This is a genomic window from Arthrobacter gandavensis, assembly GCF_015355785.1.
GTDB classification, from domain to species: Bacteria; Actinomycetota; Actinomycetes; order Actinomycetales; family Micrococcaceae; genus Arthrobacter_B; species Arthrobacter_B gandavensis_A.
Genome location: NZ_JADKYW010000005.1, coordinates 1,234,046 through 1,252,939 on the forward strand (window position 1 = coordinate 1,234,046; position 18,894 = coordinate 1,252,939).

Genomic DNA, 18,894 nt, shown 5'->3' on the forward strand with positions numbered 1-18,894 from the left:
GCCCTAGCGTGGTCTCATGAACACTTTGAGCATGGCCCCTGCGCTGGCCGGATTCGGCAGCGGGCTGGCCCTGATCGTCGCCATCGGCGCGCAGAATGCCTTCGTCCTGAGGCAGGGGCTGCGGCGCGAGCACCTGCCGGCGGTGATTACCGTGTGCGTGCTCAGCGACGCCGTCCTCATCCTGGCCGGAACCGCAGGCATCGGAAGGCTCACCCAGGCCGCCCCGCTGGTGCTGGACATCATTCGCTGGGCGGGAGCTGCGTTTCTGCTGGCCTATGCTGTTCTCTCACTGCGGCGCGCCCTCAATCCCTCGGGGCTGGAGGCCGCCGGTCGAGCCGGCGGGCCGCTTGCCGCCGCCGTGCTGACGTGCCTCAGCCTGACCTGGCTGAACCCGCACGTCTACCTGGACACGGTGGTGCTGCTGGGGTCACTGGCCGCCACCCACGGTCCGGACGGACGGTGGGTCTTCGCCGCTGGCGCCGTCGCCGCCAGCACCCTGTGGTTCACTGCGCTCGGGCTTGGTGCCCGCCTGCTGGCGCCGCTCTTTGCGCGGTCGCGGGCCTGGCAGATCCTCGACGCAGCCATCGCAGTCTTTATGGTGCTCCTGGCCCTCAGCCTGGTTGCCGGTTCCATGTGACCCGCCAGTGCACTCGCCTGGTGCAACAGGATCTGCCGGCGCCCTAGCCCCGTCCCGGACGGGCGCGGACCTGCGCGTCGACCAGGATCTCCGCGGCCCGGCGCGCCTGCCGGGCCGGTTCCGCCGAACCGGAGATGGCCGCCGTCGTCTGGGCACCCTCGGCGAGCAGTGCCAGCTGCGGCGCCAGGTCCGGTTGCCCGCCGGCGGCGGCCACGAGGTCGGCAAGCACCCGTTGGAATGATTCTTTATGGGCCCGGGTCCGCTCGGCGATGTCCGGCGACTGGCTGCCCAGCTCCCCAAAGGCGTTGATGAAGGCGCAGCCGCGGAATGAATCCTCGGCGAACCAGTCCCAGAGGTAGTCGTAGACGGCCAACAGCCTGGCCCTGGGGTCCGCCGCGGCGTCGATCCGTTCCTGGAGGCCGGCCGTCCAGATTCGGTGGCGCCGGTCCAGTACGGCGAATACTATTGCCTGCTTGGACGGGAACAGGGAGTAGAGCTTCTTCAGCGGCAGGTCTACTTCACGCCGCAGTTCGGCCATGCCGACCGCTTGGATGCCGCGCTCGTAGAAGAGCCGGTCGGCCACTTCGATCACGTGTGCACGTTCCTCACCAAGGTCCATGGATTAATTCTACTTGCTTTGAGAATGATCGTTCCCCTAGAGTGGGACACTCGAGAATGATCATTCTCACTGCTTATTGAGAGGAGCATCGCCATGGGGCGTATTAGCGTCAGCACGGAGAACAGCAGTCCAATCGAGCTCTACTACGAAGACCACGGCAAGGGGCAGCCGGTGGTGCTCATCCACGGCTACCCTTTGGACGGCGCGTCCTGGGAGAAGCAGACGGCAGCACTGCTTCAGGCCGGATATCGGGTCATTACCTATGACCGGCGCGGGTTCGGCCGGTCCGACAAGCCCGCCGAGGGCTATGACTATGACACGTTCGCCGCGGACCTGAACGCTGTGATGAACACGCTGGACCTTCACGCGGCAGTGCTGGCGGGCTTCTCCATGGGCACCGGCGAAGTGGCCCGCTACCTTTCGACCTACGGATCCGACCGTGTGGACAAGGCAGTTTTCCTCGGCTCGCTGGAGCCATACCTGCTCAAGGCTGAAGACAATCCCGAAGGCGTGCCCCAGGAAGTCTTCGACGGGCTGCTGGAGTCCGCGACGGCCGACCGGTATGCCTTCTTCACCGAGTTCTTCAAGAACTTCTACAATTCGGACGATTTCCTGGGCACTGACCGGCTCAGCCAGGAAGTGGTCAACGCTGGCTGGAACCTGGCGTCTTCCGCGAGCCCCATCGCGTCGCTGGCTGCCCAGCCGACCTGGCTCACCGACTTCCGGGCCGACATTCCCAAGATCGATGTCCCTGCGCTGATCGTGCACGGAACAGCTGACAACATCCTGCCCATCGACGCCACGGGCCGGCGTTTCGCGAAGGCTCTGCCGTCCGCTCAGTATGTGGAGATCGAAGGGGCTCCGCACGGGCTGCTCTGGACCCACGCGCAGGAAGTGAATGACGCGCTGCTTTCCTTCCTGGCCCGGGACACGAAGCCGGAAACACGCGAGGTTCCGGCCGAAGCGTAAAAAGAGTCCCGCAGCGGACCCGGGCCCCGGCGGCCCGGGTCCGCTACAGTTGCTGCACCACGGGTGCGGCCAACGGGGGCCGCCCAACTTGTCCGGAGGGGAACGGCCATGACCAGCAGGCAAGACGAGATTGATCCGCGGTACGACCCGGCCTATCAGCGCGGCGGCGGAGAGCTGCGCCTCTCCCGCAGTACCGAGGAGCCCCCGGCAATCGTAGAGATCTCCGACGCGCTTCCGCCCGCACAGCCCAAGGCCCCGCAGGTCACCAGCCCACAGCTGGAGCGGCATCAGCGGAAGTACCGGATTGCCGCCTGGGTCCTGGCCGCCGGGCTCGTGGCGATGGGAGTCTTCTGCCTGTTCGCCGACAACATCTTCCCGGCCGAGGTCACATCGGTGCCGCCCAACTGGAGCGGTTACCCTGTGGAGCCGTGGACGCAGAAGCTGCGCTGGGCGGCGCCCAACCTGATTATGCTGGGCATACTGACCGCCGCCGTGCAGGTGTTCATTGAGCAGCTGCAGGCCTTCCGGCTGCGTATCGGCCGCTAAAAATCTCTCCGTCCAGACACCGAAGGAGCTTTTCATGAGCAGGAAAAAGACCCTGAACGACTTGACTGCAGGCCAGAAGAAGGGCCTCGGTGTCCTCTCCGCCATCCAGTTCCTGCTTGCCGGAGCGGCGCTGGTGGACATCTGGCGCCGTCCTGGCAGTGACATCCGCGGATCGAAGCTGGCCTGGAGCGCCGCCTGCGCGGTGAACTTCGTCGGCCCGATCAGCTATTTCGTGTTCGGCCGGCGCCGCGGCTAGTCCCGTGGAGCAAATCTAGCCCTTGGGCTGGGAAGAGTACTCGGCCCAGGGCACGTTCCAGTCCCCGTAGCCGTCCCACATGGCCGCGGGGCCCACACCGGTGTTGAGGACCTGCACCAGGTCCCCGGGCTCGAATGTGTCGTAAAAGTACTTGGCGCCTTCGCCGGACATGCCGACGCAGCCGTGGGATACGTTGATGACGCCCAGTGCGCCCATGGCTCCGGGCAGCGCCTCGTGCACAAACACGCCGCTGTTGGTCAGCCGGCTGGCCCATGAGGCGTCAAACGGTTCGTAGTAGTCCGGGTCCCCGGGCTTGAGGCCAATGCTTTCGGCACGGAAGGGCAGCTTCTCGTGCTGGGACATCACTACCTGGTATCCGCTGGGGGAAGGCCAGGCCGAATCTCCGAGCGTCACGGGGAAGGTGCGGGTGAGCTGTCCGTCGATGAAGACCTGCATGGTCTTGGTGACGTTGTCCACGACGGCGACGCGCGAATTGTGGACCTGGAAGGTGCGCGTCTCGTTGAAGTTGCCGATCATCGAGTTGCCGAAGTCAACGCCGAAAAGCTTCATGTCCACGGTGACGGTGCTGTTCGGTTCCCAGAACGTCTCCGGACGGTAGCGGGCCTTGGTGTCCGAGATCCAGTAGAACGCACCGGTCTGCGCGCTGCTGCTGGTGACCGTAATGGCGGTCTCCACGGCCTCCTTGTTCAGTACCGGCTCGCTGAAGTTGATCTCGATGGGGTGCCCGACGCCGACCACTGACTTGTCCAGCGGCGCCATGAAGGCGTTGGCCTCGTTGGCAGGCGTCACGGTGTGGAAGGTCTGGGATTCCCGCGTGGTCTCGCCGTTGGCGTCCGCGAGGGTGAAAGCGAAGGTGTACTCGGTGTTGAACTGCAGCGGTTCGGTGGCCGACCACTCGGTTTGGCCGGCAGCGAAGTCCCCGGCAACATCTTCGCCGCCGTCCTTGGGAGCCAGGCTCACGGATTCAATCGTGCCGTGCTGGACTTTAAGGACCGGCACGGAGACGGGGTTCACTTCCGCCGAGCTGTCTGCCGGTTCGGCAGTGAAGGCCACGGGGACAGCCGGCTCTGCCGGTTTCGACGGGGAAGGGGAGGCTGAAGGCTGTGACTGCTGTCCGGAAGGTGTTCGGGCATCGAACACGCCCGTGGCGGCTGCGACGCCCGCAGCGCCGCCGATCACCAGTATCCCTGCCACCGCGGCGAGGGCAATCCACCGCTTGCGGCTGCTCTTTTCCTGCACTGTCTCAGTCCCCTACGTCTCTCTTAGCTGAATGTCATCCTACGTCAGGCCGCCCGTCGGGCTGTTTCGTCAGGCTGCGCTCTCCAGCACGCCGGCCAGCAGCGGGGCCAGGGCCAGGGACCCGGCAGCGCTGAGATGGTACGCATCCGCATAGAGCGGTGCATTTCCCACGAACGCCGGGCACCGTTCCTGCACGCAGAACCACCGTGTGGTGTCGACCCACTCCACGTCCGGATTCCCCTGTGCCGCGGCACCGGATTCAAGGTCCAGCCGAAAGCCGTGGTTCTCGGCGAGCCGGGTTTCACAATCAGCCGGGGTGCTGAAGCGCGTGGCGCACTGCGCCGGGTCCTTCGCCTCCGGTGGAGCGGAGAGCACTACCGTCCGGTCCGCACTGCCGGCCAGCTTCGCGTGGATCCGGGTGGTGCCCTCCCGCCATTCGGCGTCGGCCGCAACAGCGGTGGCACCGCTGGCCAGCGCCGGGTCATAACGGAAGGAGGCCATGAGCAGTACGTCCGGATCCAGCTGCCCGATCCGCTCGACGGCCCAATCCCGGAACGCGGGACATTCCGGATAGGGAGCGCCGCCGATCCTGTTCTGCGGCACGTCCGCAGGTGCGCAGCCCGCGGCGGTGTAGACATGGATCCGCCATTCCGCCGGGTCCAGTACGGCGCGGAGGGCCGGCAGGTAGGCCATGGCAACTGAATCGCCGTACAGGACCAGATCCTGCGGTGCATCCGCTTCGCCGTAGATGCAGTGTCCGGTGTTGGCCACCGGATCTTCCTCCCGGGCCTCGTTTCCGCCCAGGCAGCCGTCCACGATCCACTCAGTTGGCTTTGCGCTTCGGCCGCCTTCCGTGAAGGTTGCGGGATCCGGCGACAGGGCGGGCCACTGCGTGCTGTCCAGCGCCTTTCGGAGGGCTGTGGTGTGGGCTGCCAGCGGGTCCGGCCGGGAGGCGGAGTCCGGTGACGGAACGGCGGCCGACGGCGGGTTGGCTGCTGCCGGCGTGTCGGACGGCCGGAGCGTGGCATCCAGGGTGACGGCGATCAGGACTGCGGACAGCAGGCCTCCGGCAGCAGCCGTCGCGGCCAAGCGGGCCGGACGCGGCTCCAGTGCCGGCCGGCGGTAGCGCCGGCCGCGTTCCCTGGCGGCGTAGCGCGGCTGCAGCCAGCGCGAGCGGCGGACCGGATCTTCGATCCTGTGGAAGGAAAGCACTGCCAGGCAGACTGTCAGGGCCAGCGCCAGGGCCGGTGGTGTCTCTGGAGCGAGTGCAGCCGCGAACACCACCAGGGGGAAGTGCCAGAGATACAGGGAATAGGAAATCCGGCCAATGTAACGGCTGGCCGGATTCGTCAGCGGCCACAGAATGCGGTTGTGCCCCGGTCCGCGGGCACCTGTCCCGGCGGCCAGGACGAGCAGCGTGGAGAGCACGGGGAGGGCGGCGGCGGGTCCGGGAAACGCACTGTCAGCGGAAAGCAGGAGGATGGATGCTGCCAGGCCCGTCAGTCCGGCCCATGCCGCGGCAGCGCGGCCCAGGGCCGGGAGGCGGGACAGCCAGGGCGACGCGACTGCGAGCATCGCTCCCGTCCCTAGTTCCCAGGCACGGGAGAACGTGGAGAAGTATGCGGTGGTGGGACGGTTTGCCGTCTCCCAGACAGCGAACGCGAAGCTGGCCGCGCACAGTGCACCGAGAAAGAGCAGGAGCAGCACCCGCGTTCCGCGGTCGGTGAGGCGCAGTGCCGCGGTAACGGCGATCCCGGCCATCAGGACCCAGGGCCAGACCAGGTAGAACTGCTCTTCCACACCAAGGGACCAGAAGTGCTGCAGCGGTGAGACGGCGATTCCGGCATGGAGGTAGTCGGTGCCGGAGGCAGCGAAGCGCCAGTTGCCCACGAAAAGGAAGGACCAGACGGCGTCTTCCAAGATGGCCGCGGCACGCCCGGGACCAAAAACGAGGAACGCCGCCGCGGAGGTCGCGGCCAGGACCGCAGCCGCGGCCGGAACCAGCCGGCGCACGCGGCGCCGGTAGAACTCCGGCAGGGAGAGCTTCTGCGGGGATGTGATCTCCCGCAGCAGGATGGTGGTGATCAGGAACCCGGAAATAACGAAGAAGACGTCCACTCCGGCGTAGCCGCCGGCAGGCCAGGCCAGCAGGTGGTGGGCCAGCACGGCGAGGACGGCCAGAGCGCGCAGGCCTTCGATGTCATAGCGGAACCTTCCGGCCGGCCGGTGCCGCGGACGGGCGGGAACCCGGGCACGGGGGGCAGGCGGGGTGGCAGGCGCGGACAACGATTCGCTTTCGCTTCAACGGGTGGGGCCAGCAATGAATCTAGCCCGGTGGTGCTCCCACCCGCCACTTAGCTCACGACAGGCCCAAAAACTGTCCTAACCCTTGACACAGCAGCCCTCGGTGTGGCGCTAGGCGGCGTCCTGCTCCGCCATCCGCGCGGCCTGCCGCGTGATGTTCTTGGCCATGGAGGGGAAGATCAGCCCGTGGAACGGATAGATCAACCACCAGTACAGCCGTCCCAGCAATCCGCGCGGGAAGTAGATCGCCCGCTGGCTGTAGACGCTGCCCTCGCCGTCGGGGTCCACCCGCAGCTCCAGCCAGGCTTTGCCCGGAACCCGCATCTCCGCCCGGAGCCGAAGCAGCGTACCGCGCTCCAGGAACTCGACGCGCCACCAGTCAACGACGTCGCCGGTCAGCAGGGTGGCGGGGTTCCGCCGGCCCCGGGTTAGGCCTGCACCGCCCACCGTCTTGTCCAGTACACCGCGGATGGCCCAGGCCATGGGCAGGGAATACCAGCCGTTCTTGCCGCCAATCCCCTCGATGACCTGCCAGACGTGCGCCGGGTCGACGTCGGAGCGGCGGCGGCGCCGGTCCACGTATACGGTCTGTCCCGCCCAGTCCGGGTCCGAGGGCAGCGGTTCGGACGCCTGGTCCGCGGCACTCGAGGCGCTGGCCCAGGTTGTCTCCACCTCGTTGCGGGCTTCTTTGCCCAGCGCGCGGGTCACGGCGTCGTGATAGTTGGTCAGTCCGCCGTCGGGAACCGGAATGTAGTCATTAATGTCCCGTTCCTTGGCCACGGCGTCGTGCTGCAGGGACTCAACGAGCGGACGGGACATGGCCAGCGGGATCGGGGTCACCAGCGCCACCCAGAGCCCGGCCAGCTTGGGGGCGGGGATGGGCAGGGCGTAAATGCGCCGGCGGGGCAGCCCGGCAACCCGGGCGTACCCGTTCATGATGTCCGCGTACTCCAGGACCTCGCCGGAACCGATGTCGAAGGTGCGGTTCAGGTCCTCGGGCAGGTTTGCGGCCTCCACCAGGTAATGCAGGACGTCCCGCACCGCGATCGGTTCGATTTTCCGGCGCACCCAGCTGGGAGCGGGCATGACCGGCAGGGTTTCGGTGAGGTGGCGGATCATCTCGAAGGACGCGGACCCCGAGCCGATCACCACGCCGGCCTGGAACACCACGGCCGGAACGGCGCCCTTGAGCAGGATCTCGCCGACGGCGGTGCGTGAGGCCATGTGCGGGGAAAGCTCGCCCTCGTTCGGGTGCAGCCCGCCCAGGTAGACGATGCGCTGAACGCCGGTTTTCTCCGCTGCCTCGGCGACGATGTTGGCGATGTCCTCCTCCTGGGCTGCGAAACCCTTTCCGGAGGCCATCGAATGGACCAGGAAGTACACCGTGCCCACGTCCTGGAAGGCGTTTGCCACCGACTCGGCGTCGGAGAGGTCTCCCTGGACAATTTCGACGTCGTCGCGCCAGGGGACGTCATTGAGCTTTTCCGGGGACCGGACCAGTACCCGGACGGTGCGGCCGTCCGCCAGCAGCAGCGGAACGAGGCGCCCGCCAATGTAGCCCGTTGCTCCGGTGACCAAGACCCGCTGAGTGTCCGCCATTGCCCCAACATACACACACCGGGACCCGCTTCGTGCGGCCTTGGACTATCCCTCCCAAAAACGGGTCCAGATTTTGTAAGCATGCTGATGTCTACTGGAAATTGCCCGGAGATCCCGGTAAGACTAGAGGGCATGGCGACAACGGGAACGGACCCGAAGCAGCGGGAAACGGTCAATGTGGACGGGCACCGCCTGCGCCTGACTTCGCTGGACAAGGTGCTCTACCCGGAGACGGGCACCACCAAGGCGGATGTCCTGTCCTACTACGCGGCCATCGCACCGACCCTCATTCCCTACGCACGCAACCGTCCGGCCACGCGCAAACGGTGGGTCAACGGGGTCGGAACACCGGAGCATCCCGGCCAGGTCTTCTTCCAGAAGAACATTGACGACTCCGCCCCGAGCTGGGTGAAGCGGTACACGATTGAACACAAGGACCACTCCAACGTCTATCCGCTGGTCAATGACCTGGCGACGCTGACCTGGCTGGCGCAGCTGGCGGCCCTGGAGATCCACGTGCCGCAGTGGCAGTTCGGCCCGCGCGGAGTCCGGCAGAATCCGGACCGCCTGGTCCTCGACCTGGACCCCGGGGAAGGTGCTTCACTGGCCGACTGTGCCGAAGTGGCCAGACTGGCCCGCAGCATCCTCACGGACATGGGCCTGGACGCCCGCCCGGTCACGAGCGGCTCCAAGGGCATCCATCTCTATGCTGCATTGGACGGCGGACAGACCTCGGACGAGGTCAGTGCCGTTGCACATGAACTGGCCCGGGCGCTGGAAGCCGATCATCCGGACCTGGTGGTCAGCGACATGAAAAAGACGCTGCGCAAGGGCAAGGTGCTGGTGGACTGGAGCCAGAACAACGCCAACAAGACCACCATTTGCCCCTACTCGCTCCGGGGACGCTTCCGGCCCATGGTCGCTGCCCCGCGGACGTGGGAGGAACTTGAGGATCCGGACCTGGCACAGCTGGACTACGGGCAGGTGCTGGACCGGATCGAGGACATCGGGGACCCGCTGGGCGGTATGCACACGGGCGAAGCCGACGCCGACGTGCTGGACGCAGGAGCGGAGCCGGACAGGCTGCACAAGTACCGGAGCATGCGCGACGCCGCGAAGACTCCCGAGCCCGTGCCGGAGGAGGCGCCGAAGGCCGTGGAGGGGGACGGGAACAGCTTCGTCATCCAGGAACACCACGCCCGGCGGCTGCACTGGGACTTCCGGCTGGAACGGGACGGCGTGCTGGTTTCCTGGGCGGTGCCCAAAGGTCCTCCCGCCACCCCGGACAAGAATCACCTGGCCGTCCAGACCGAGGACCATCCGCTGGATTACGGCGGTTTCGAAGGAACTATTCCCAAAGGGGAATACGGTGCCGGCGAGGTGACTATCTGGGACCACGGCACCTACGAGACTGAGAAGTGGCGCCCGGACAAGGAAGTGATCGTGACGGTCCACGGCCAGCCCGACGGCGGCCTGGCAGGGGACGGTTCGGCAGTGCGCCGCTTCGCCTTCATCCATACCGGCGGACAGGACGGCAAGAACAACTGGCTGCTGCACTTGATGAAGGACCAGGGCGCCAAAACAACCAAGACAGCCGATTCCGCTCAACGGTCGAAGCAGGCAGCAGCCAAGGAGGACCCGGCGCAGGTGGCCAAAGCTGCCGCGAAGGCCGGCCCTGAACCGCTGACCCTTCCGGATGCCGCCGCAGTGAAGAAGGACGTTCAGGAGTCCGGGATGCCGTCGCTGAGGCCCATGCTGGCCACTCTGGGTTCCCGGGCAGACATCAACGACGACGCCGAGTGGGCCTTCGAGATGAAATGGGACGGTGTGCGGGCCATCGCGGAGGTGACCCCGGAAGGAACCCGGCTGATCAGCCGCAACGGCAACGACATGACGGTTGCCTATCCCGAACTGCAGGAACTCGGCAGCTTCCTGAATGGCGAACGGGCCGTGCTGGACGGGGAAATCGTTGCGCTGAACAAGGCCGGACGCCCGGACTTCGGCCTGCTCCAGCCGCGGATGCACCTCACCCGGGCCAGGGACGCGGAAGCCGCGGCTGCGAAGACTCCGGTGCAGTTCATGGTCTTTGACCTGCTCTGGCTGGACGGAAACCCGCTGCTGGAACTCAGCTATGACCAGCGCCGCGAAATCCTGGAACAGGCGGTTGAACCCGGGGACGGCAGCGGGCACGTCCAGGTTCCGCCTGCACTGGACCTGGACATGGACGAAGCCGTTGAGGCCAGCAAGGAGCTGGGCCTCGAGGGGATCATGGCCAAGCGCCGCTCCGCCGACTACTCAGCGGGAACCCGGTCCCGGAGCTGGATCAAGCTCAAGAACCAGTTCAGCCAGGAAGTGGTGATTGTGGGCTGGCGGCCGGGCCAGGGCAACCGGGCCAACAAGGTCGGCTCGCTGCTCGTGGCGGTTCCGGACGGGACGGAACTGCAGTACATCGGCCGGGTCGGATCCGGCCTCAGCGAAAAGGACCTCGCCCTGGTGGGTTCCCGGCTGAAGAAACTTTCCCGCAAGACAGCACCGCTGGACGACGTGCCCCGCGCTGACGCCTCGGACGCCCGCTGGGTCCGCCCGGTCCTGGTCGGAGAGGTTACCTACGCCGAACGCACCGGAACCGGCAAGCTCCGCCATCCTGTGTGGCGCGGGCTCCGGCCGGACAAACGGCCCTCCGACGTCGTACCTGAAATCCCGGCGCCGTCGTCCTAGGAACTCCAGACCGCCACCCACCCCCAACCGGGAGGAACGCAGCGATGACCGAGACCCGAACCCCTGAAGAACGCCTGCCCGGCACCGCCTTGCCGCCGGAAAGCCAGCTCCAGGCAGTAGACGCCTGGTGGCGTGCGGCCAACTATCTTTCCGTTGGGCAGATCTATCTGCGGAACAACCCGCTGCTGCGCCGGCCCCTTGAACCGGGGGACGTGAAGGGGCGGCTGCTGGGTCACTGGGGAACCACTCCGGGCCTGAACTTCATCTACGCGCACCTGAACCGGCTGATCAATGAGACCGGCCAGGAGTTCCTGTTCATCACCGGCCCCGGGCACGGAGGGCCGGCGAATGTGGCGAACGCCTGGTTGGAGGGAACCTATTCGGAAATCTACAGCCACGTCGGCGAGGACGAGGACGGACTGCACACCCTCTTCAAGCAGTTCTCGTACCCCGGCGGCGTGCCCAGCCACGCGGCTCCGGAAACTCCCGGCTCCATCCACGAAGGCGGCGAACTGGGATACTCGCTGGCACATGCCTACGGTGCGGTGTTCGACAATCCGGACCTGGTCGCCGCCACCGTGATTGGCGACGGCGAGGCAGAAACGGGCCCGCTGGCCGCGTCCTGGCACTCGAACAGCTTCCTGGACCCGGCGGTGGACGGAGCGGTGCTGCCGATCCTGCACCTGAACGGCTACAAGATCGCCAACCCCACAGTGCTCTCCCGGATGCCCGAATCCCAGCTGGCAAAGCTGCTGGAGGGCTACGGCTACCGTCCGCACTTTGTCACCGTGACCGATCCCGACGCCGTGATGGCCGCCCATGAGGACTTGGCTGGGGCACTGAGCGCCTGCCTGGTCGAAATCCGCGCAATCCAGGCACCGTACCGGACCGGGGAAAAGCATGCCGCTCCGGCGGACGCACCGGTAGCCGGCGATGAAAATTCCCATGCCGCGCGCTGGCCAATGATCGTTCTCCGCTCACCCAAGGGCTGGACCGGTCCGCGCGAGGTGGACGGCAAACCCGTGGAGGGAACCTGGCGGGCGCACCAGGTTCCGCTGGCCGGAGTGAACGAGAACGACGGGCACCGCGCCCAGCTCGAAGACTGGCTGCGCTCCTACCGGCCTCAGGAACTGTTCGACGCCGAGGGGCGGCTGCGCAGCGAAGTCGCCGCGCTCGCCCCGGCGGGAAACCTGCGGATGAGCGCCACCCCGTACGCCAACGGCGGCCGGCTGCTGCAGGACCTGCGGCTGCCGGCCTACGCCGAGTTCGCCGTCGATATTGCCGAACCGGGCAGTGAACGGGTGAGCCCGATGCTGAACCTGGGCAAGTACCTGGCGGAGATCATTCGGCGGAACCCGGAGAACTTCCGGATCTTCGGGCCTGATGAGACGGCGTCGAACCGCCTGCAGGAGGTCTACGGCGTCACGGATAAGGTCTGGCAGCAGCGGATCGACAGGGTGGATGAGCATCTGGCTCGCAGCGGCCGTGTGGTGGAGGTGCTCAGTGAGCACCTCTGCGAAGGCTGGCTGGAAGGCTACCTGCTCACCGGCCGGCACGGCGTCTTCAACTGCTATGAAGCGTTCGTCCACATTGTCGATTCAATGTTCAACCAGCATGCCAAGTGGCTGAAGGTCAGCCGGGACCTGTCCTGGCGGCAGCCCATCGCGTCCCTGAACTATCTGCTCTCCAGCCACGTCTGGCAGCAGGACCACAACGGGTTCTCGCACCAGGATCCAGGCTTCATCGACCACGTGGTGAACAAGAAGGCCGACGTTATCCGGGTGTACCTGCCGCCGGACGCCAACACGCTCCTTGCGGTCACCCAGCACGTTCTGGGCACCCGGGACCGGGTGAATGTGGTGGTTTCAGGCAAACAGCCGGCTCCGGTCTGGCTGAACCCGGAAGAGGCGAAGCTGCACGTCAAGCGAGGTATCGGCGTCTGGGACTTCGCCGGCAGCGAAGGCGGCGGTCCGGGCCCCCAGCCGGACCCCGACGTCGTTATGGGCTGTGCCGGAGACGTCCCCACGCTCGAAACCATCGCTGCTGCCGCCCTGCTGAAGGACCGGCTGCCGCAGCTGCGGATCCGCGTGCTGAACGTCGTGGACCTGATGCGGCTCCAGGACTCCACGGAGCACCCGCACGGACTCTCCGACCGGGACTTCGACACGCTGTTCACCAAGGACCGGCCGGTCATTTTCGCTTACCACGGCTATCCGTGGCTCATCCACCGGCTGACCTACCGCCGCACGAACCACGCCAACCTGCACGTGCGCGGCTACAAGGAAGAAGGCACCACCACCACGCCGTTCGATATGGCGATGCTGAACCAGATCGACCGGTTCCAGCTGGCCATCGACGTGCTGGACCGCGTACCGTCGCTGGGGTCCACCCAGGCCGGCTTCCGGCAGTGGCTGCAGGATGAGCGGGAACGCTGCCGCCAGTACACCCGCGACGAGGGGCAGGACCCGCCCTTCATCAGCGGCTGGACACTCGAAGAGGCGCAGCGCTCAACGCAAGACTAGGTTTCCCTCCGGGCCACCGCCCGGCGGGATGGCAGTATCCGTCTACATGAAGGAGAACTATGTCCAACGAGCAGTCGACCATTACCGTTTCCCGCATTATTGACGCTTCGGCAGGGGACATCTTCCACCTGCTGTCCAACCCCGAACGGCACCATGAGCTGGACGGCTCGGGCATGGTGATTTCTGATGAGAAGACAGACCGCATCGCCGCGGTGGGGGACGTCTTCACCATGAACATGTCCAACGCCAAGATGGGTGAGTACAAGACGGAGAACCACGTCACCGGTTTCAGCCACAACCAGCTGCTGGCCTGGCAGACCGCGCCGGCCGGCACGGAACCGAAAGGCTGGGAGTGGATGTGGGAGCTGGACTCCCTGGGTCCGGACTCCACCGAAGTCACCCTCACGTATGACTGGAGCAAGGTCACGGACAAGGACACCCTGAAGAAGGTCTCCTTTCCGATGATCAGCAAGGACGAGCTCGAGGGCTCGCTGAACAAGCTGGCTGCGGCGGTTTCCGGCTCCTAACCCCCCGCCGAGAGGCCAGTTACGGCTCTTATGGGGCATGAAACGGGCCGTAACTGCCCTCTCGAATAACGACGGCGGCCGGTTCCCTTTATCGGAAAGGGAACCGGCCGCCGTCGTTGTGCGGTGCGGGGTCTAGCCCGCGGACCAGCCGCCGTCGGAGGGCATAATGGCGCCGTTGATGTTCACGGAGTCATCGCTGAGCAGGAAACTGATGGAAGCCGCCAGGTCTTCGGCGGAGGCAAGGCCCGGCATCAGGACGCGGGCCGGAGCCAGGCGGGCTTCACCGTACTCAGAGGGCTTGCCGCCCATGGGAATGCCGGTCGCCACACCACCCGGAGCCACCGCGTTTACACGTATGCCTTCCTTGGCATACATAAATGCGGCGCTCTTGGTGATACCCACTACCGCGTGCTTGGAAGCCGTGTAGGCGACGCCGGAGGCGGAACCGCGCAGGCCGGCCTCGGAGGTGACGTTCACGATCGTGCCCTTGCGGGCCTCCAGCATGCCAGGCAGCACGGCGCGGGTCAGACGCACCAGGCCGTCCACATTCACGGCGAAAACCTTCTGCCACATGGCGTCCGAGACCTCGTGGAGCGGGCTGAAATCGTCATTGATGCCGGCCACATTCGCCAGACCGTCGATCTGCGGGCCCGCGGCGGCAAGAATGCGCTCGACGGCGGCCGGGTCTGTCAGATCGGCGGCCACCGGAACAGCGGCATCGCCGAGCTCCCCGGCAAGTTTCTGGATTCTGGCGTCGGCAATGTCTACGGCGATCACGCGGCCGCCCTCGCGGACAATACGGGATGCCGTGGCCTTGCCGATCCCGGATCCGGCACCGGTGACGATGACCGTCTTTCCTGTGAACCGTTCAGCAACGGCGGGGAGGGCGCTTTCTTCCAGTTCGGGCATGACTCCGCCGTTGGCCTGCAGAACCATGCCGTCAACTGCTGCCTGGGGCAGCTGTCCCTGGCTCAGGTCCACGAGCTGCTGGAGCCTGAGGCCAAGTGCCGGGCCGAGGGAAGCCTCGTCACTTCCGGCCTGGGTCAGGAACCCGCGCAGGATGGGCCCGCCCACGGGGTGGTCGAGCCACTCCTGAATGGTGTTCCGGGCTGTCAGTGGCTGGTTGGCCGCCATGGACGTTCCTTTCGGTCGATGGAGCGGCCGTGGATGCGCGGCCACCGTCACGTGCACGTTGCAGGAAAATGTATCGTCGAAGGCCCAGATGGTCACGGGTGGAACTCCGTGCACCGCAAGGTCACTTCGCACGTCGGCCCGGCAATCGCCCGCGGCAGTTAATCGTACGGTTTACGTTTTTGCTGCCGGTTTCAAGCGGCAGCAAAAACGTAAACCGGCAGCAGAACCTTTAGGCTTCCCGCGCGCGGTACAGCTGCATCTGCCGGTAGCGCCGGCCCAGGGACTCACGCCGCGGCTTGGACGGAGCGTCCTCCGGCTCTGCGGTGAGGTCGATGTGCTTCTTTCCGAACCGCCAGAGCAGCAGGTCATCCAGCAGGCGGTCAGGCCCCGGGGAGTAGCGGTGGTCCAGGGCAGCCCGGACCTCGGTGATGGCCTCGGCCTGCAGGAGTCCGGCGAGGTCCATGGTGGTCTTCAGCCCGTGGGCGGCCAGCAGTTCCGCGGCCCAGCCCCAGTCGTCCCCGGCCTTGCGGTTCACGTGGGGCAGCAGCGTCATCCAGACGTGCCGGATCCGGTTTGGCGTCAGCGGCGCCGACCCCTCACCCTCCTCGTCCCAGAAACCCGTGACCGTCTCATAGCGTTCGTGCAGCTCGGCGAACTCGTTCTCCACCGTTTCAAGCATGGCGGCCGTGGCAGTGAACTGGCGGTCAAAGTACGGGCTCCAGGCCCGCGGATCGCCGGCCTTGAACCGGATGTCATGTTCAATCTCGGACCAGGCATGGGCCAGCACCGTGCGGATCTGGACCTCGAAGAGATAGCTGCCGTTCGGTTTCTGAGCCGGCTCCAGCAGCCGGTGGTACTCCCGTACCGTCTCATTCTGGATGGTGCGCAGGATCAGGTGCCGGCTGGAGTAGCCGTAGGTTCCGGACTCGATGGAGCCAATGTCCTTTTCCCGGTCTCCGCGGCAGTCGAACTCGGCCCGCTGCCGCTTGATGAGGTTGGCTGCCTCATCAACCTCGTGCGGCAGGGTCATGATCACCCGGACGCCCACCAGGTCCGTCAGGTTCCGCAGCGGATCCGGGAACAGCAGGGTAGGTACCTCGTCCGGATTCTCCGGCGGCAGAGTGCGGGATGCCTTGTCCCGGAAGGACTCCACGGATTTGGTGCGTGAAGCGATGAACAGCGGCTTGACCGTGCTGTCCTCGAAGACCGCCCGCAGGCTGGCTTCCATTTCCGCCGTCACGGCCTCCAGAGCCGGGCGTACCCGGGCGTATTCGTCCGTGCTGGCCTGGACCACCGGGCGTAGCCGGTTATCCAGGGTGTCCCACGCGCTCACGATAGTCCTTTCGCCGTTTCTGCCAGCCTATGGCACGCCGCTGACAACCCGTCCGCACGCGGCGGTTGAGGCGGATAGGCTCAGTACCAGATTAGGACGGCGGCGGCCCGCCCCGGCGCAGCCCGCAGCCCGCAGCCCGACGGAGGAACTCCCATGCCACAGCGGTTCACCTACGGCAGTCATGCCGAGCAGTTTGGCGAGCTGACGCTTCCGCACGGGAAGGAGCCGGCGCACGGCACCGTGGTGATCATCCACGGCGGTTACTGGCGGGCCAACTACTCGCTCGAACTGGGCCGCCCGCTCGCCGCGGACCTGGCGGCACGGGGTTGGGCAGCCCTGAACCTCGAGTACCGCCGTGCCGGAAACGGAGGCGGCTGGCCGGAGACGTTTGCGGACATCGGAGCCGGCATCGATGCCCTGGCGGATCTGCCCGAACGTACCGGCTTTCCGGGTCCGGTGATCGCCCTGGGCCACTCCGCAGGCGGCCAGCTGGCGGTCTGGGCCGCCGGACGCAGGGCACCGCGGGTGGTGCTGAACGCCGTCGTCAGCCAGTCAGGGGTGCTGGACCTGCGGCGCGCCCATGAGCTGGGACTGAGTGACGGAGCCGCGGAGAATTTTCTGGGGACTGCCCCGGACCAGGATCCGGAGCGGTGGCGGGAGGCTGATCCGGTTCAGGCGGTTCCGGTGCCGGTGCCCGTTTTCGTGCTGCACGGCGCCACGGACACCACCGTGCCGCTGGAACTTGCGGAGAACTACGTCAAAGCGGCGGATGCGGCCGGCGGAACGGCTGAACTGCGCCTGGTTCCCGGAGACCACTTTGACCTGATCAACCCCGGCACGCCGGCCTGGGCAGAGGTGCTCCGGACCCTCAACGACGCAGCCGCCAGGACCTCCGGGTAGCGCCGCCGGGTCCGCGCTCGGTAGGTTGAGTCCGTGATCACAGTCATCGGCGAAGCCCTCATCGACGAAGTCCTCAGCGACACGGCACCCCGCCGCTCCCATCCCGGCGGCAGTCCGCTGAACGTGGCCGTGGGGGTGGCCCGGCTGGGCCGGCCGGTGCAGTTCATTGGGCGCTACGGCAATGACCCCTACGGCGTGCTGATTGCCCAGCACCTGAAGCACAACTCGGTCCTCGCAGCCCTTCCCGCGGATGACCGGCCCACCAGCGTCGCCACGGCAACCCTGGATCCGGCCGGTGGAGCCCGGTACACCTTCGACCTTGAATGGGCGCTGTCCGGACTCGAAGAACAGCTTCCCCGACTGCTCGAGGGCACCACACTGCTGCACACAGGCTCCATCGCCACCATGCTCTCCCCGGGCGCGCACAAAGTGCTCACCACCGTTGAGCGGGCGCATCCGCAGGCCACCATCACGTATGACCCCAACTGCCGGCCCACCATCATCACTGACGTTTCCTATGCCCGGGAGCAGGCCGAAAAATTTGTCCGGCTGGCCGACGTCGTGAAGGCCTCCGACGAGGACCTCGCCTGGCTCTACCCGGACCTGAGCATTGAGGATGCCGCCCGCGCCTGGCTTGCCATGGGGCCGGCCATCGTGGTGGTCACGCGCGGTTCCCGCGGTCCCTGGGCGGTAGCCGAGTCCGGCAGCTGCGAGGCTGTGGCGCCCGCCGTTGCCGTTGCTGACACGGTGGGTGCGGGAGATTCGTTTATGTCCGCACTGATAGCCGGGCTGATGGACCGCCATTATGACGGCGCGGCCCGCCGCCCGGAGCTGCGGAAGATCGGCGTCGGCGACCTGGAAGCGATTATCACGTACGCGGCGAAGGCAGCGGCCATTACCGTGTCCCGCCCGGGCGCAGACCCGCCCCGGCGGAATGAACTGATCTAGCCCCCGGGACCCCGCCCGGGGCCGGCAGACGAAAGGAAGAGTGCCCATGGGAGCATACGACCCCACCGAAGACCTGCCCCCGGTTCCCTCCTTCGAGGTCACCAGCACCAGCTTTGACGACGGCGGTCCGCTGGCGGCGTCACAGTACGCCACCGGCGCCGTGCCCGGAGGGCGGGACGCTTCCCCGCAGCTCAGCTGGTCCGGCTGGCCGGAAGCAACCCGCAGCTTCGCCGTCACGATGGTGGACCCCGACGCCCCGATCCCCGGCGTGTTCTGGCACTGGGCCGCCGTCAACATACCGGTGGAAGACACATCCATCACCGAGAACGCCTCCCGCGCCGGCATGCCGAAGGGCACGCTGCAGCTCTTCAACGAAATGGGGGAAGCCGGCTACACCGGTGCCGCGCCGCCGGTGGGGCACGGAAAGCACCGCTACTTCGTCACGGTCCATGCACTGGATGTGCCGCGGCTGGATGTGCCGCAGGAGGCCAGGCCCGGAGTGCTGTCAATGACGCTGCGCGGGCACACCCTGGCGCGCGGGGTGATCGTTGGAACGGCGGAACGTCCGGACCGCTAGCCGGCCGTGCCCACCCTGCTTTCCGGCTAGGCTGGTAGCCAACGG

General features: G+C 66.6%; 16 protein-coding genes. 10 read left to right on the top strand and 6 right to left on the bottom strand.

The window, feature by feature from the left end; translation table 11 throughout:
- Positions 1-16: 16 nt before the first annotated feature.
- A complete protein-coding gene (locus ITX31_RS10915; RefSeq protein ID WP_228529142.1) occupies positions 17-637 on the top strand; it encodes a LysE/ArgO family amino acid transporter in 621 nt (206 codons plus the stop codon).
- Between the two features lie 43 nt (positions 638-680).
- Here the strand turns inward: ITX31_RS10915 and ITX31_RS10920 are convergent, their stop codons facing one another.
- Positions 681-1,256 (bottom strand): TetR/AcrR family transcriptional regulator, encoded by a 576-nt coding sequence (locus ITX31_RS10920; protein WP_194783373.1) that lies wholly within the window; start codon positions 1,254-1,256, stop codon positions 681-683.
- A 93-nt stretch (positions 1,257-1,349) separates the two neighbouring features.
- On the opposite strand from ITX31_RS10920, the gene ITX31_RS10925 reads away from it, so the two are divergent.
- The 3 genes from ITX31_RS10925 (at position 1,350) to ITX31_RS10935 (ending at position 3,027) form a co-directional block, all read left to right on the top strand.
- Positions 1,350-2,225: an alpha/beta fold hydrolase gene (locus ITX31_RS10925; protein ID WP_194783374.1), complete on the top strand. Its 876-nt coding sequence runs from the start codon at positions 1,350-1,352 to the stop codon at positions 2,223-2,225.
- Positions 2,226-2,333: 108 nt separating this feature from the next.
- Positions 2,334-2,771, top strand: a complete 438-nt coding sequence (locus ITX31_RS10930) for a hypothetical protein (RefSeq protein ID WP_194783375.1) — start codon at positions 2,334-2,336, stop codon at positions 2,769-2,771.
- Between the two features lie 34 nt (positions 2,772-2,805).
- Positions 2,806-3,027 (top strand): PLD nuclease N-terminal domain-containing protein, encoded by a 222-nt coding sequence (locus tag ITX31_RS10935; RefSeq protein ID WP_194783376.1) that lies wholly within the window; start codon positions 2,806-2,808, stop codon positions 3,025-3,027.
- Between the two features lie 15 nt (positions 3,028-3,042).
- Here the strand turns inward: ITX31_RS10935 and ITX31_RS10940 are convergent, their stop codons facing one another.
- The 3 genes from ITX31_RS10940 to ITX31_RS10950 form a co-directional block, all read right to left on the bottom strand.
- Entirely contained in the window at positions 3,043-4,287 is a 1,245-nt protein-coding gene (locus ITX31_RS10940; RefSeq protein WP_194783377.1) for a L,D-transpeptidase, read from the bottom strand.
- 69 nt (positions 4,288-4,356) lie between these two features.
- The gene (locus ITX31_RS10945) at positions 4,357-6,573 is read right to left on the bottom strand and encodes an acyltransferase family protein (protein ID WP_194783378.1); all 2,217 of its coding nucleotides are present in this window, start codon (positions 6,571-6,573) and stop codon (positions 4,357-4,359) included.
- Between the two features lie 129 nt (positions 6,574-6,702).
- Entirely contained in the window at positions 6,703-8,190 is a 1,488-nt protein-coding gene (locus ITX31_RS10950) for an SDR family oxidoreductase (protein WP_194783379.1), read from the bottom strand.
- A gap of 132 nt (positions 8,191-8,322) precedes the next feature.
- Here ITX31_RS10950 and ITX31_RS10955 point away from each other — a divergent pair, with 132 nt between their 5' ends.
- From ITX31_RS10955 to ITX31_RS10965, 3 genes are read left to right on the top strand one after another with little or no spacing between them, the layout of a single operon-like run.
- Positions 8,323-10,908: an ATP-dependent DNA ligase gene (locus ITX31_RS10955; RefSeq protein WP_194783380.1), complete on the top strand. Its 2,586-nt coding sequence runs from the start codon at positions 8,323-8,325 to the stop codon at positions 10,906-10,908.
- A 44-nt stretch (positions 10,909-10,952) separates the two neighbouring features.
- Positions 10,953-13,430 (top strand): phosphoketolase, encoded by a 2,478-nt coding sequence (locus ITX31_RS10960; protein ID WP_194783381.1) that lies wholly within the window; start codon positions 10,953-10,955, stop codon positions 13,428-13,430.
- A 59-nt stretch (positions 13,431-13,489) separates the two neighbouring features.
- Positions 13,490-13,957 (top strand): SRPBCC family protein, encoded by a 468-nt coding sequence (locus tag ITX31_RS10965; protein WP_194783382.1) that lies wholly within the window; start codon positions 13,490-13,492, stop codon positions 13,955-13,957.
- A gap of 132 nt (positions 13,958-14,089) precedes the next feature.
- Here the strand turns inward: ITX31_RS10965 and ITX31_RS10970 are convergent, their stop codons facing one another.
- Positions 14,090-15,091 carry an SDR family NAD(P)-dependent oxidoreductase gene (locus tag ITX31_RS10970; protein ID WP_194783383.1) on the bottom strand — a complete coding sequence of 334 codons (1,002 nt, stop codon included), beginning with the start codon at positions 15,089-15,091 and terminating at the stop codon, positions 14,090-14,092.
- Positions 15,092-15,320: 229 nt separating this feature from the next.
- Entirely contained in the window at positions 15,321-16,427 is a 1,107-nt protein-coding gene (locus tag ITX31_RS10975) for a GTP pyrophosphokinase (RefSeq protein WP_194783634.1), read from the bottom strand.
- A gap of 150 nt (positions 16,428-16,577) precedes the next feature.
- Between ITX31_RS10975 and ITX31_RS10980 the strand changes: the two genes are divergently transcribed.
- The 3 genes from ITX31_RS10980 to ITX31_RS10990 are packed head-to-tail and all read left to right on the top strand — an operon-like array spanning position 16,578 to position 18,849.
- Entirely contained in the window at positions 16,578-17,324 is a 747-nt protein-coding gene (locus tag ITX31_RS10980) for an alpha/beta hydrolase family protein (protein WP_194783384.1), read from the top strand.
- A gap of 33 nt (positions 17,325-17,357) precedes the next feature.
- Positions 17,358-18,272 (top strand): carbohydrate kinase family protein, encoded by a 915-nt coding sequence (locus ITX31_RS10985; protein ID WP_194783385.1) that lies wholly within the window; start codon positions 17,358-17,360, stop codon positions 18,270-18,272.
- 46 nt (positions 18,273-18,318) lie between these two features.
- Positions 18,319-18,849, top strand: a complete 531-nt coding sequence (locus ITX31_RS10990; protein ID WP_194783386.1) for a YbhB/YbcL family Raf kinase inhibitor-like protein — start codon at positions 18,319-18,321, stop codon at positions 18,847-18,849.
- The last annotated feature ends 45 nt before the right edge of the window (positions 18,850-18,894 follow it).

What these genes read in the sequence shown, in the direction of transcription:
- ITX31_RS10950 (WP_194783379.1), bottom strand. Translation starts at nt 8,190, where the DNA reads ATGGCGGACACTCAGCGGGTCTTGGTCACCGGAGCAACGGGCTACATT.
- ITX31_RS10980 (WP_194783384.1), top strand. Translation starts at nt 16,578, where the DNA reads ATGCCACAGCGGTTCACCTACGGCAGTCATGCCGAGCAGTTTGGCGAG.
- ITX31_RS10970 (WP_194783383.1), bottom strand. Translation starts at nt 15,091, where the DNA reads ATGGCGGCCAACCAGCCACTGACAGCCCGGAACACCATTCAGGAGTGG.
- ITX31_RS10920 (WP_194783373.1), bottom strand. Translation starts at nt 1,256, where the DNA reads ATGGACCTTGGTGAGGAACGTGCACACGTGATCGAAGTGGCCGACCGG.
- ITX31_RS10955 (WP_194783380.1), top strand. Translation starts at nt 8,323, where the DNA reads ATGGCGACAACGGGAACGGACCCGAAGCAGCGGGAAACGGTCAATGTG.
- ITX31_RS10960 (WP_194783381.1), top strand. Translation starts at nt 10,953, where the DNA reads ATGACCGAGACCCGAACCCCTGAAGAACGCCTGCCCGGCACCGCCTTG.
- ITX31_RS10965 (WP_194783382.1), top strand. Translation starts at nt 13,490, where the DNA reads ATGTCCAACGAGCAGTCGACCATTACCGTTTCCCGCATTATTGACGCT.
- ITX31_RS10915 (WP_228529142.1), top strand. Translation starts at nt 17, where the DNA reads ATGAACACTTTGAGCATGGCCCCTGCGCTGGCCGGATTCGGCAGCGGG.
- ITX31_RS10925 (WP_194783374.1), top strand. Translation starts at nt 1,350, where the DNA reads ATGGGGCGTATTAGCGTCAGCACGGAGAACAGCAGTCCAATCGAGCTC.
- ITX31_RS10990 (WP_194783386.1), top strand. Translation starts at nt 18,319, where the DNA reads ATGGGAGCATACGACCCCACCGAAGACCTGCCCCCGGTTCCCTCCTTC.
- ITX31_RS10935 (WP_194783376.1), top strand. Translation starts at nt 2,806, where the DNA reads ATGAGCAGGAAAAAGACCCTGAACGACTTGACTGCAGGCCAGAAGAAG.
- ITX31_RS10930 (WP_194783375.1), top strand. Translation starts at nt 2,334, where the DNA reads ATGACCAGCAGGCAAGACGAGATTGATCCGCGGTACGACCCGGCCTAT.